This is a genomic window from Crossiella cryophila (genome assembly GCF_014204915.1).
Lineage (GTDB): Bacteria > Actinomycetota > Actinomycetes > Mycobacteriales > Pseudonocardiaceae > Crossiella > Crossiella cryophila.
In genome coordinates this window covers 6,697,504-6,710,021 of sequence record NZ_JACHMH010000001.1, presented here as the reverse complement: position 1 = coordinate 6,710,021, position 12,518 = coordinate 6,697,504, and the positions used below count along the sequence as shown (strand labels likewise).

Genomic DNA, 12,518 nt, shown 5'->3' with positions numbered 1-12,518 from the left:
AATGATCACGTGGCCGCCTACAGTGGGCCCGGTGGGGTCCGAGAAGCGGGTGCAGGGCAGATGGGCCTTGTGGGACGGTCGGCTCAGCCTGTTGGCACTGGACCTCCTGGTGTTCGCCGCCGTGTTCGCCTTCGAGCTGGTCAGCGCTCAGAACCAGGACAAGCTGGCCAGCCCGTACTACCAGGTCGCGATGGTTACGCTGATCTGCACGTTCGCGCAGCTGCGTCGGCGCTTCCCGATGGTGGTGCTGGTCGTGGCGCTGGCCGGCATTCCGGCTGGACTGACCCTGGTACCGGCGACCGTGGCGGTCTACTCGGTCGCGGCCCGGCACGGACTGGGCTGGAGTACAGGTGTCGCGGTCCTGCTGACGACCGCCGTGGAGTTCATCCAGCGGAGGCCGTTCCGGGTGGAGGACCTGGCGCCGATGGCGTTCGCGTTCGCCATGATGGTGGCGGCCCCGGTGCTGGCCGGGCTGTGGATGCACCAGCGGGCGATGCTGCTCGTCGTGCTGCGGGACCGGGCCGAGGAGGCGGAGCGCACCCGCACCCTGCTCGCCGAGCAGGCCGTGTCGGCCGAACGCCGGCGCATCGCCAGGGAGATGCACGACGTGGTCGCGCACCGGGTCACCGCGATCGCGTTGCAGGCGGGCGCGTTGTCGGTGAACGCGCCGGACGGGCGGACCGAACGGGCCGCGGAGACGATCCGCACGGTGAGTGTGACCGCGCTGGATGAGTTGCGCGGCATCCTGCGGGTGCTGCGTGATGAGGCTGACGAAGGTGAGCCGCCGCCGACGCGGGCCACCGGGGCCGGGTTGTTCGGTTCGATCGAGCATCTGGTGGAGGAGGTGCTGGCCACCGGTGGACGGATCGAGTTGGAGCTGCCGGATCCGGCTCCGGAGGTGCCCGAGGTGGTGGAGCGGGCGGTGTACCGGGTGGTGCAGGAAGCACTGACCAATGCCGGTAAGCACGCTCCGCACGCGGACGTGCGGGTGCGGGTCGGCGCCACGGCCGACCTGCTGGTCGTGGAGGTCAGCAATCCGCTGGCCCCGCGTCCGGCGGACGTGCCCGGCTCCGGTTACGGTCTGCTGGGTATGCGGGAACGGGTCGAGTTGGCCGGTGGGCAGCTCAGCGCGGGGCGCGTCGAGGGCGGCGCGTTCCGGGTGACCGCGCGGTTCCCGCTGGAGGAGACGACAACGTGACGGTGAAGGTGGTCCTGCTGGAGGACGAGGAGATCGTCCGCAGCGGGGTCCGGATGATCCTGGAGTCCGCCTCGGACATCGAGGTCGTGGCCGAGGGTGAGGACGGCTCGCAGGCGATTGAGCTGACCGACCGGTTCCGGCCGGATGTGGTGCTCACCGACATCCAGATGCCCAAGGTCGACGGCATCGAGGTCACCCGCCAGTTGACCGCGCGGCCCGGAGCGCCCGCGGTGGTCATCCTCACCACCTTCGACGTCGACGAGTACGTGCACGCCGCACTGCGGCACGGCGCGGCCGGCTTCCTGCTCAAGGACAGCCCACCACTGGAGCTGGTCACCGCGGTCCGGGTGATCGCCTCCGGCGAGGCCATGATCTCGCCCCGGATCACCAAGCGCCTGCTGTCCCGCTTCGCCACCGGCGCGGCCGAAGAGGCGGCACTCGCCCGCCTGGCCGCGCTCACCCCACGGGAACGCGAGGTGGCGGTGCAGATCGGGCATGGGCTGAGCAATGTGGAGATCGGGGGCGTGCTGTTCATGAGCGAGTCCACCGTGAAGGTCCACATTGGACGAATCAAGATCAAACTACGGGCGGCGAACCGAACCCAGGTCGCAATCCTGGTGCACGACGCGGGGTTGCTCTGACGCACCGGGGCTTTGTCCGGTGGTGTGGGGCGAGTCTGGTGTGACGGGGTGTGGGCGAGGAGCTGGTCGGCAGACCGGCTGGCTCACCGGCTGGCTGGCTGGCCGACCAGCTGATTGGCCGACCGGCTGGGGCCGCGCGGTCCGGCGGGTTTGGCGGTGTGGTTGGCGCCGTTGGTGGAGGGGTGCTGGGCTCTTGTTGGTGGGGTTGTCAGCGGGCGTCGCCGTAGGCGCTGGTGCGACCGAACAGGAACCACAGCAGGGGGCCCAGGAACGGGGCACACAAGGTGAAGGCCACCCATACCAGGGTCATGCCGCCGCGCAGGGGGCTTCGTAGAACGCTGATCAGTGCGGCCAGGAAGAGCACGAAGCCGGAGATGATCACTAGGGCGATGGCTGCGGCGGCTCCATATGCCCAGTACTGCTCGGTCATGGGAGGACTGCTCCTGCGGGTTGGGGGCGGCGGTGCTGTGGGCTGTGTTGAGGGGCGGTGTTGCGGGCTGGTTGAGGGGTGGTGTTGGGGCGGAGGGCTGGGGCGGTGAGGGTTATGGGGGACAGGCCGGGCTCGCCGCGGCGGCGTCAGCTGTGGATGGCGAGGGGGCGAGGGGGCGAGTGGTGCCACGGTGAGTGGGGCGCTGGCGAGCGCCGCGTGCGTTGTGGGCAGCGAGGTGGATGGGGGCAAGCTGGGGCTCCGTTTGGTGGGCGGGGCGGGAATGCCGTGGTGGAGCCCAGTTTTGTGGCTGTGGTGGGGGTGCGCATCAGACGTGTTGGCAGGGCGGGTAGTACCTGAGTCGTAGTGGGAGATGGCCGGATGGCCTAGGGGTGGGGCGGAATTTCACTCCTGGGAGGGAGAAGCGGTATCGCGGCGGGGTTTTGTGGCTGGTAGCGGGGTTGGGCTTGGGATGGGTGGGGGCCTGGGGGACCGGTTTGCCTGGATTTGCCCGCACAGCGGACGGGACGTGTCCCGTAGTCGGACAAGTAGCCTGCGAAGCGTGAGCCGAATTTCGGATCGATCGCACCCTGATCTACCCGTGAACACCTGCAGCCGGACCCGGTTCGTCGTCGGGATCATCGGCGCCCTGCTCATCCTCGCCATCGGCACCATCGTCATCGGACTGGTCGTCCGGCTCGTCTTCCCGGTGCAGTTCAGCGCCGGGGACCATTACCAGTTGTCGCCCTTCGGCATCGGTTTCGGCGTCAGTGCGATCTACCTAGTCTGGCTCGGTTACCTGGCGCTACGCCGGCGTCACTGACCCGCGGGCGCTCCTGGCCAGGCTCCGCGGCTGAGCAGGCACAGCACCAGCGCGGCGATGTTCCACGAATCGTCGTCGCCGCGGTGGTGGCGGCCCTGCAACGGCAGCCCGGCGATCTCCAAGGCGCGGGCCATGCCTGCGGGGCGGCGCAGGCCGAAGGCGGTGGCGAAGACCGCTTTGGCGTTGGTGTGGTGCGGGCTGAAGGGGTAGGCGTTGGCGGACTGAGGGTTGGCTGGGTGGATGCTGGGTTGGCCTGGGCTAGGTGGGTGGGTGTTGGTGGGCTGCGAGCTAGGCGGGGAGAGATTGGTGGGGCGTGGGCTAGCTGGGTAGGTGTTGGAGGGGTGCGGGTTAGCTGGGGAGAGATTGGTGGGGCGTGGGCTTACTGGGTAGACGTTGGTGGACTGTGGGCTAGCTGGGTAGAGGTTCGTGGGGTGCTGGCGAGGTGGGTAGGTGTTGGGTTGGTGGGGGCTAGGCGGGTTGGCGTTGGTGGGGTGGGGGCTTGACGGGGCGGTGGTGGTGCACTGGCGCTGGAACTGCTTGCGGTCGTAGTCGCCCCAGCTGGTCCAGGGGCGTTCGCCCGCGGCGTGTTCGGTGGCCAGGATCGCGCAGGCTTCGGGGAAGTTGACGCCGGTGTCCACCTCGGCCTGGGTGAGGCCGGTCAGCTCGGTGCAGAACTCGCTGACCGTTGACTGCCTGGGGCGTACCAGGATTCGGTGTTTGTGGAGGCGTTCGGCGGTGGCGAGGCTGACCACGGTGAGGCCGATCTCGATGATCTCGCTGGCCTGGCCTGGTGGTGGGTTGCCGGGCCAGCAGGTGGCCTCGACGTCGATGACGTTCAGCAGGTCGGGCTCGCTGCGCATCCGGCGAGGCTAGCCGGTGAGCCGGAGCCTGTGGTGGAGCTGGTCGCGTGTGGTGGACCGGGCCGCCGGGGGTGGGGCCCGTGCGCCTGGGCCAGGGGAGGGGCGGGTTTTCCAGGCGCACGGGGGTTTTGGTTAGGTTACTGAGACTACTGGGGGGCCTGTGCCTTCTTCCATGTCCTCGGCTATGCGTAGGGCTTCCTCGATCAGGGTTTCCACGATCTGGTGTTCGGGGACGGTTTTGATTACCTTGCCTTTGACGAAGATCTGGCCTTTTCCGTTGCCGGAGGCCACGCCCAGGTCGGCTTCGCGGGCTTCGCCTGGGCCGTTGACGACGCAGCCCATGACCGCGACTCGTAGCGGGACTTCCATGCCTTCCAAGCCTGCGGTTACCTGTTCGGCGAGGGTGTAGACGTCTACCTGGGCGCGGCCGCAGCTGGGGCAGGAGACGATTTCGAGTTTGCGGGGGCGGAGGTTGAGGGATTGCAGGATCTGGGTGGCTACCTTGATTTCCTCGACGGGTGGGGCGGACAGGGACACTCGGATGGTGTCGCCGATGCCTTGGGAGAGCAGGGCGCCGAAGCCGACTGCTGACTTGATGGTGCCCTGGAAGGTGGGGCCCGCTTCGGTGACGCCCAGGTGGAGGGGGTAGTCGCATTGGTCGGCCAGGAGTTCGTAGGCGCGGACCATGATGACGGGGTCGTTGTGTTTGACCGAGATCTTGAGGTTGTGGAAGTCGTGTTCGGCGAAGAGGGAGGCTTCCCAGAGGGCTGATTCGACCAGGGCTTCGGGGGTGGCCTTGCCGTGCTTGGCGAGTAGGCGGGGGTCCAGGGAGCCCGCGTTGACGCCGATGCGGATGGGGGTGGCGGTTTCCTTTGCGGCTTGGGCGATTTCGCCTACTCGGTCGTCGAACTTCTTGATGTTGCCTGGGTTTACCCGGACGGCGGCGCAGCCGGCTTCGATGGCGGCGAAGACGTACTTGGGCTGGAAGTGGATGTCGGCGATTACCGGGATGCCGGATTTGCGGGCGATGGCGGGTAGGGCGTCGGCGTCGTCTTGGGAGGGGCAGGCTACGCGGACGATGTCGCAGCCTGCGGCGGTGAGTTCGGCGATTTGTTGGAGGGTGGCGTTGACGTCGGAGGTGAGGGTGGTGGTCATGGATTGGATGGAGACGGGATGGTCGCTGCCTACGCCTACTTTGCCTACCTGGAGTTGGCGGGTTTTGCGGCGAGGGGTGAGTACGGGGGGCGGGAGTTCGGGTAGGCCGAGGGGCACGGTCATCGGAGCAGGCCTTTCAGCGGGGCGGGGTGCTCGAACAGGGCGCGGACGGTGTCGGCGATGTTCTCCGCGTCCAGGCCGCAGGCGGTGAGGATGTCGCCGCGGGCGCCGTGGTCCAGGAACGCCGCTGGCAGGCCGAGGTTGTGCACGGGGGTGGCGACCCGGGCGTCCGCGCAGGCCTGGGCGAGTGCGGTGCCCAGGCCGCCGGTGCGCAGGCCGTCCTCGACGGTCACGACGAGGCGGTGTCGTGCGGCGAGGTGGACCAGGGTCGGGTTGATCGGGAACAGCCAGCGGGGGTCGACGACGGTGACGCCGATGTGGTGGTGGGCAAGGAGTTCCGCCGCGGCCAGGGCTGGGCCGGCGAGCACGCCTGCGGAGACCAGGAGGACGTCGAGGGGTTGGTGTTCGCCTCGGTAGAGGATGTCCAGGCCGTCCATCCGGTTGCGGGCTGGGATGTCCTGGCCCGCGGAGGCTTTGGGGAAACGGAGGGCGGTGGGGCCGGTTTTCACCGCGACCGCCTCGCGTAGCAATGCGGCGAGCTGGGTGGTGTCGCGGGGGGAGGCGACTCGCATGCCGGGTACCTGGCTGAGCAGGGCGAGGTCCCACATGCCGTGGTGGGAGGGACCGTCGGGGCCGGTGATGCCCGCGCGGTCCAGGACGAAGGTGACGGGGAGCTGGTGCAGGGCGACGTCCATGAGGACCTGGTCGATGGCGCGGTTGAGGAAGGTGGCGTACAGGCAGACCACCGGGTGCAGCCCGCCCATGGCGAGGCCGGCGGCGCTGGTGACGGCGTGTTGTTCGGCGATGCCGACGTCGAAGATCCGGTCCGGGTAGCGCTGGGCGAAGCGGTGCAGGCCAACGGGTCGCAGCATCGCGGCGGTCAGCGCGACGACCTCGGGGTGTTCGGCGCCGAGGTCGGCCATTTCGGCGCCGAACAGGCTGGTCCAGCTCGGTGCGCCGCCGGACTTGGCGGTGCCGGTGGCCGGGTCCAGCACGCCGATGCCGTGCATGTGGTCGGCCGCGTCGGTTTCCGCGGGCAGGTAGCCGCGGCCCTTCTGGGTCACGCAGTGCACCAGCACTGGCCGGTCGAGTTCGACGGCGGTGCGGAAGGCGGCCTCCAGGGCCGGGATGTCGTGGCCGTCCACCGGGCCGAGGTAGGTCAGGCCGATGCGCTGGAACAGGGTCGAGCCTGGGTCGGGTTCGTTGGCGCGCAACGTGGTGAGGTGGTCGGCCAGACCGCCGACGGTGGGGTCGTAGGAGCGGCCGTTGTCGTTGAGCACCACCACGACCGGCCGGGTCGAGCCACCTAGGTTGTTCAGCGCTTCCCAGGCCAGGCCGCCGGTGAGGGCGCCGTCGCCGATCACCGCGACCACCCGGCGGTCGGACTCGCCGCGCAGCTGGTGGGCCTTGGCCAGACCGTCCGCATAGGACAGTGCGGTGGACGCGTGCGAGTTCTCCACCAGGTCGTGCTCGGACTCGGCGCGCTGCGGGTACCCGGCCAGACCGCCCGCGGCACGCAGGGTGTCGAAGCCGTCGGCGCGGCCGGTGAGGATCTTGTGCACGTAGGACTGGTGGCCGGTGTCGAAGACGATCCGGTCGTGCGGGGAGCGGAACACCCGGTGCAGGGCGGTGGTCAGCTCGACCACGCCCAGGTTCGGGCCGAGGTGGCCGCCTGCCGCGCAGACCTTGGTGATCAGCAGCTCGCGGATGGCGGCGGTGAGGCGGTCCAGTTCGGTCGCGGACAGCTCGCGCAGCCGGGAAATGTGGTGCAGGCTCATGGGATCACACCTCTTCGTCGCTGGGGCAGCGCTCGGGCGGCACGGCGCCACCGCGGTCGATGACGGTGGCCGGGCCGAGGCCGTGGATCGCGCTGACCACCTGGGTGACCAGCCGCCGTTCGGTGTCCGGGTGGGTGAGCACGCCCAGGGTGCGCACCCCGGCCAGCCACTCCGGGCGCAGGTCGGTGACCCGGCGCAGCCACTGCGCGGGCCTGCCCTGGCGGCGGCAGGGCGCGACGGTGGCCGGGTCCAGGGCGAGCAGCAGGTCCACCGGCTCCGGTTCGGCCAGCAGCAGCACGGTGCGCGGGCCCAGCACCGCCGAGAACTCGCGCACCACCCTGGCCGCGGCGGCCAGCGTGCGCGGATCGTCGGCGTTGGCCGCCGCGCCCAGGCCGACCCGCCTGCCGCGACCGTCCACCCAGGACACGGCGAAGCCCAGTGCGCGGTGATCGCCGCAGCCCTGGTCGAAGGCCAGCGGGCCGCGCCGGCTGGTGACCCCGCGGCGGCGCAGGCTGGCGGCCAGCAGTGGGGCCGCCGGGCACGGGGTCACGCCCAGGTGCCGGGCCCGGAGTTCGTCGGCCACCATCGGCGCCCTGGTGTCGTGCAGGGCCAGCACGGGGGCGAACTCGGTGTTATGGCGTAGGGCGGTCATGGGGTTGTCCCTTTCTGCGCACGGCGGCGGGGAGTCCGAAGTGGACGGTCTCGCGGGTGACCTCGCGTTCCTGCCTGCTGACCGCGCCGAGCCCGCCGAGCGCGGTCACCACCTCCTCGACCAGGGCCGGTGGCGCGGAGGCACCCGCGGTCAGGCCCACCGCGGATACCCCGGCCAGCCATTCCGGCCGGATGTCGCCCGCCCGGTCGATGAGCTGGGCCGGGGTGCCCTGGCGGCGGGACAGTTCGACCAGCCGGACCGAGTTGGAGGAGTTGGTGGAGCCGACCACCAGGACCAGGTCGGACTCCTCGATCACCGCCTGCAGCGAGTGCTGCCGATTCGTGGTGGCGTAACAGATGTCCTCGGTCGGCGGCTCGTGCAGTCGCGGGAACTTCGTCCGGAGCGCGTCGATGACCTCGGCGGTCTCGTCGATGGCCAGGGTGGTCTGGGTGAGGTAGGAGACCTGCTGGTGCCCGGCCAGATCCAGCCCGACCACGTCCGCCGGGGTCTCGACCAGGATGGTGGCTTCGGGGGCTTCGCCGAGGGTGCCTTCGACTTCTTCGTGTCCGGCGTGGCCGATGAGCACGATGGTGTCGCCGCGGGCGGCGTAGCGGCGGGCTTCGGCGTGCACTTTGGTGACCAGTGGGCAGGTGCCGTCGATGACTTCGAGGCCGCGTTCGTTGGCCTCGGTGCGGACGGCGGGGGAGACGCCGTGGGCGGAGAAGACGACGGTGGATCCGTCGGGGACCTCGTCGAGTTCGTCGACGAAGATCGCGCCGCGGGCGGCCAGGTCCTCGACCACGTAGGTGTTGTGCACGATCTGCTTGCGCACGTAGACCGGGTTGGTCCGGGTTTCCAGGGTGCGTTCGACGATCTCGATCGCCCGTTCCACCCCGGCGCAGAAGGAGCGTGGGCTGGCGAGCAGGATCCGGCGTGGTCCGGCCACCTTCGCCCAGGCGTTGATCGCGGCGCGCAGCAGATCCTCGGGTGCGCCGGGCTGGCTTGCGCCACCCAAGCCAGCGGGGCCGAGTCGGCCGCGGTCGAACCAGGTGTGGTGGGTGCGTGGGCCGTTGAGCGGCAGTGGGGCCGTCACGACGGGGACTCCGTGACGGACCAGCTCACCGGCCAGCAGGGGCGCGGCCGGGCAGGGCAGGTGCTCGCCCTCGGGATCGTGCAGCAGGTCGGCGACCAGCACGCCGCCGGGTGGGGCGTTGACCATGGGGACTCCTCAGTGATCGCGGTGGGTGAGCCTGCGGGCCAGCTCCAGCAGTTCGGTGGCCGCGGCCGGATCGCAGCGCGCCGATTCCAGGCGGTCCACCGCCAGCGCGACCTGGGCGCCCGCCTGCTGCTGGGCCCAGCGCCGGCCACCGGCGGCCTCGACCAGCGCGGCCAGTTCGGCCACCTCGCCGGGCTCGATCGGCTCGGGCGCGGTGTAGCGCGCGGCCAGCTCCGCGCCCGCGGTGGTGCCGGAGGTCAGCGCGGCCACCACCGGCAGCGACTTCTTCTTGCTGCGCAGGTCGTTCCCGGCGGATTTGCCGGTGACCTCGGGTGCGCCCCAGATCCCGAGCAGGTCGTCCACCAGCTGGAAGGCCAGCCCGACGTGCTCGCCGAAGGCCCGCAGCGCCACCACCTGTGCCGGGCTCGCACCACCGGCCAGCGCGCCCAGCGCACAGGCCCCGCCCAGCAGCGCGCCGGTCTTGCCAGCCACCATGGTCAGGCACTCGGTGAGCGTGACGCTGTCCCGCTTCTCGAAGGCCAGATCCGCGCTCTGCCCGTCGCACAACGCCAGCACGTACTCGGAAAGCCATTGCACGCCAAGGGCTCCGGCCCGCCCGCCCTGCCGGGCCAGCACCTGGCAGGCCAGCGCCAGCAGGGCGTCGCCGACCAGGATCGCCTCCGGCACGCCGAAAACCGACCAGGTGGTCGGCCGGTGTCTGCGCACCGGATCGCCGTCCATCACGTCGTCGTGCACCAGGGAGAAGTTGTGCACCAGCTCCACCGCGACTGCGGCGGGCACCGCGTTCTCCGCCGCGCCGCCCACGCCGCGGGCGGAGAGCAGCACCAGCGCGGGCCGCACGGCCTTGCCCGGGTTGCCCCTGGTCGGCGTGCCGTGCTGGTCCCACCAGCCCAGGTGGTAGCCGGCGCCGTGGCGCATCGAGGGCGGCAGCGTGTGCACCGCCCGGTGCAGGGCGGGATCGGTCAGCGAACGGCTCCACGAGATCACATCGGTGGTCAGCACGGGGGCTCCTCGGCGCCGGGGGATCGGGTCACAGCAGGCTGTCGGCGTAGCGCGGGGAACTGCGGTGCCAGTCGAGGCTGCCGGAGATCCACGCCTTGAGCCCGGCCACGAACTGGCGCAGCGCGGGAGTGCCCTGCTCGGCGAGCAGGCGGTCCTGGAGGTCGTCGAACTCCCTGGTGCGGGCCGAGGTCATGTCGGCAGCGGTCTCCACCGCGCCGCGCCAGGTCATCCCAGAGGCCCCGTGCAACACGGTGACCAGGTTGTTCAGCTCGCCGTGCCGGAACTCCTTGGCCACGGAGAACACGTCGTTGCTCCAGCAGATGATGTCGTTGGCGGCCAGCCGCACCGCCCTGGTCGCCGGGTCGGCGGCCAGCTTCGGGTACAGGTAGGCCTCTGGCTGGCGTTCGATCAGGTCCAGGCAGGTCTCCACCGCGCCGCTGAGCCGCCGCAGCTCGATGTAGGCGCGCAGGTCGGGCACGGCGCCGGTGCGGTCGCGGGCCAGGTCGCTTGCGTAGGAGCGGGCGTACTCGTCGGCGTTGCGGCGGAAGCGTTCCTGCAACGGCCGGGGCATGGTCGCGGCCAGCTCCCGCCACAGCTCGGCCAGGGCCGCGGTCACCGGCGTGCGCGCGGCGACCGGGGCGGCGCCGTCCAGCGGCAGCAGGCCGAGCACACCCCGGTCGATACCGCCCTCGGCAGGCGCCCGGTTCTCGTCGAACTCGTCATCGGCGACGAACAGCCAGGTCAGCCATTTCGCGTAGACCAGCAGATCGGGCGCGTCCGGGTAGGAGTAGGCCGCGCATTCGCCGAAACGGGCCTGCCGGAAGCGTTTCTCGATGGCCGGCTCGGTGAGCAGACCGGCGGCCAGCGCCCATTCGTGCAGTCGCTGCTCGACCTCGGGCACGGAAACCAGCGAGTTGCGCCGGGAGGGATAGGGGCACCAGATGGTGGCGGATCGCATCGCGGTCATGGGGCACCTTGTCTGCCGATAGAACAGGGTCCGTGCCCAGAAATGTCGATCCTTTTCCGGCTCAGGTGAACGGGTTCAAACCCGGCGTGCACCCAGTTACCGCCCGCACTGCGTCAAGGGGCAGCGGGGCGACCACCGGCAGGTGCGCTGGCCTGGACTTGAGCGAACCAGGGCCGGGCTGCACCGAGTTCCCGGCCCGGCTGCGGGAAGGGGCAGAGTTCGCCGCCAGGGCCCGTCCACTGTGGAAATCGCCGGGGTCCGCGACCACAGTGCGTGCTGCGTGCTGCGAATGAACCCGGTGATCCTGGAGGAAGTCATGCCCAAGCCCATTCCGGAAGCTCCCGGCGCTCTGCCGCTGATCGGGCACGCGCTGCCCCTGGCCCGGCGGCGGACCCAGTTCCTGGCCTCACTGGCCGAACTGGGCGGAATCGTGCGGATCAACATGGTCGGCATGCCGGCCTATGTGCTCACCGATCCGGATCTGGTGTGGCGGGTGCTGGTCTCGGAAGGCCGCAATTACCACCGCGGCCGGATGTTCGACAAGATGACCGAGGTGCTCGGCAACGGGCTGGCCACCATTTCCGGCAAGGCGCACCACGAGACCCGGCGCATCCTGCAGCCCACCTTCCACCACCAGAAGGTGGCCTCCTACGCCTCGATCATGACCGGGGTGGCCGACGCGGTGTCCTCGGCCTGGCGGGCCGGGCAGGTCATCGAGGTGGACCAGGCGATGAACGACCTGACCGCGCGGGTGGTCAACGGGATCCTGTTCGCCTCCGAGATGGGCGCCCGCGCCGCCGACGCCATCCAGCTCCGGCTGCCCGAGGTGATGAAGGGGATGCTGACCAGGACGCTGATCCCGGGCGCCTGGCAGAAGCTCCCGCTGCCGGCCAACATCCGCTACGACCGGGCCAACCAGGAGATGCACGCCGCCATCGACGAGGCCATCGCCGCCTACCGGGCCGAAGGCAAGGACCACAGCGACATGCTCTCCACCCTGCTCGCGCTGCGCGATGACGACGGCAATCCGATGACCGACCAGTGGATCCACGACCAGGTGATCACGGTGGCGGTCGGCGGCATCGAGACCACCAGCGCGGCCCTGGCCTGGTGCCTGCACCAGATCGGCGTGCACCCGGAGATGGAGCAGCGGCTGCACGCCGAGCTGGACGAGGTGCTGGGCGGGCGGCCGCCGGAGTTCGCCGACCTGCCGCGACTGGTCTACACCGGCCGGATCGTGCTGGAGGTGCTGCGGATGCACGCGGTCGCGGTGTACATGCGGCGCACCCTGGACCTCACCCAGCTCGGCGAGTTCGAGCTGCCGGCCAAGGCCGAGATCATCATCAGCCCGTACGCGCTGCACCGGAACCCGCGCTACTTCCCGGACCCGGACGTCTTCGACCCGGACCGCTGGGCGAGCGAGGCCACCAAGAAGCTGCCCAAGGGCGCCTACATCCCGTTCTCCGCGGGCGGCAGCAAGTGCATCGCGGACAACTTCGCCATCCTGGAGATCACCATGGCGCTGGCGGTGATCTGCTCGCGGTGGCGGCTGCGCGGGGTGCCGGGCAAGCAGGTCAAGGAGATCACCACCGGCGCCACCCGGCCGGACCGGCTGCCGATGATCGTGGCGGCGAGGACGCCTGCGATGGCCGTCTGAG

The 12,518-nt window shown here is 70.4% G+C and carries 12 protein-coding genes; 4 read left to right on the top strand and 8 right to left on the bottom strand.

Annotated elements, in window-relative coordinates:
* Positions 1 to 31: 31 nt before the first annotated feature.
* Positions 32 to 1,198 carry a sensor histidine kinase gene (locus tag HNR67_RS46405; RefSeq protein WP_185005413.1) on the top strand — a complete coding sequence of 389 codons (1,167 nt, stop codon included), beginning with the start codon at positions 32 to 34 and terminating at the stop codon, positions 1,196 to 1,198.
* Complete coding sequence (locus HNR67_RS29320) at positions 1,195 to 1,839, top strand: response regulator transcription factor (protein ID WP_185005412.1); 645 nt, start codon at positions 1,195 to 1,197, stop codon at positions 1,837 to 1,839. The genes HNR67_RS46405 and HNR67_RS29320 overlap by 4 nt, the downstream gene beginning before the upstream one ends.
* 208 nt (positions 1,840 to 2,047) lie before the next feature.
* Here the strand turns inward: HNR67_RS29320 and HNR67_RS29315 are convergent, their stop codons facing one another.
* Positions 2,048 to 2,269, bottom strand: a complete 222-nt coding sequence (locus HNR67_RS29315) for a PLD nuclease N-terminal domain-containing protein (RefSeq protein WP_185005411.1) — start codon at positions 2,267 to 2,269, stop codon at positions 2,048 to 2,050.
* Between the two features lie 598 nt (positions 2,270 to 2,867).
* On the opposite strand from HNR67_RS29315, the gene HNR67_RS29310 reads away from it, so the two are divergent.
* Positions 2,868 to 3,089 carry a hypothetical protein gene (locus HNR67_RS29310; RefSeq protein WP_185005410.1) on the top strand — a complete coding sequence of 74 codons (222 nt, stop codon included), beginning with the start codon at positions 2,868 to 2,870 and terminating at the stop codon, positions 3,087 to 3,089.
* On the opposite strand, the gene HNR67_RS45010 is transcribed toward HNR67_RS29310, so the two are convergent.
* The 7 genes from HNR67_RS45010 to HNR67_RS29270 all read right to left on the bottom strand — a co-directional run bounded on the left by HNR67_RS45010 (position 3,083) and on the right by HNR67_RS29270 (position 10,860).
* Positions 3,083 to 3,949, bottom strand: coding sequence for a 3'-5' exonuclease (locus HNR67_RS45010; protein WP_246492621.1), 867 nt, complete (start codon positions 3,947 to 3,949; stop codon positions 3,083 to 3,085). The two genes, HNR67_RS29310 and HNR67_RS45010, sit on opposite strands and share 7 nt — an antisense overlap.
* 132 nt (positions 3,950 to 4,081) lie before the next feature.
* Positions 4,082 to 5,227: a flavodoxin-dependent (E)-4-hydroxy-3-methylbut-2-enyl-diphosphate synthase gene (gene ispG, locus HNR67_RS29295; RefSeq protein WP_185005409.1), complete on the bottom strand. Its 1,146-nt coding sequence runs from the start codon at positions 5,225 to 5,227 to the stop codon at positions 4,082 to 4,084.
* Positions 5,224 to 7,002, bottom strand: coding sequence for a 1-deoxy-D-xylulose-5-phosphate synthase (locus HNR67_RS29290; protein WP_185005408.1), 1,779 nt, complete (start codon positions 7,000 to 7,002; stop codon positions 5,224 to 5,226). Before HNR67_RS29290 ends, ispG begins: the two co-directional genes overlap by 4 nt.
* A gap of 4 nt (positions 7,003 to 7,006) precedes the next feature.
* Positions 7,007 to 7,654, bottom strand: coding sequence for a hypothetical protein (locus tag HNR67_RS29285; protein WP_185011816.1), 648 nt, complete (start codon positions 7,652 to 7,654; stop codon positions 7,007 to 7,009).
* Entirely contained in the window at positions 7,635 to 8,873 is a 1,239-nt protein-coding gene (ispH, locus tag HNR67_RS29280) for a 4-hydroxy-3-methylbut-2-enyl diphosphate reductase (protein ID WP_185005407.1), read from the bottom strand. The genes HNR67_RS29285 and ispH overlap by 20 nt, the downstream gene beginning before the upstream one ends.
* 9 nt (positions 8,874 to 8,882) lie before the next feature.
* Positions 8,883 to 9,893: a family 2 encapsulin nanocompartment cargo protein polyprenyl transferase gene (locus HNR67_RS29275; RefSeq protein ID WP_312988279.1), complete on the bottom strand. Its 1,011-nt coding sequence runs from the start codon at positions 9,891 to 9,893 to the stop codon at positions 8,883 to 8,885.
* Positions 9,894 to 9,921: 28 nt separating this feature from the next.
* A complete protein-coding gene (locus HNR67_RS29270; RefSeq protein WP_185005406.1) occupies positions 9,922 to 10,860 on the bottom strand; it encodes a terpene synthase family protein in 939 nt (312 codons plus the stop codon).
* A gap of 289 nt (positions 10,861 to 11,149) precedes the next feature.
* Here HNR67_RS29270 and HNR67_RS29265 point away from each other — a divergent pair, with 289 nt between their 5' ends.
* Entirely contained in the window at positions 11,150 to 12,517 is a 1,368-nt protein-coding gene (locus HNR67_RS29265) for a cytochrome P450 (protein WP_246493625.1), read from the top strand.
* The last annotated feature ends 1 nt before the right edge of the window (position 12,518 follow it).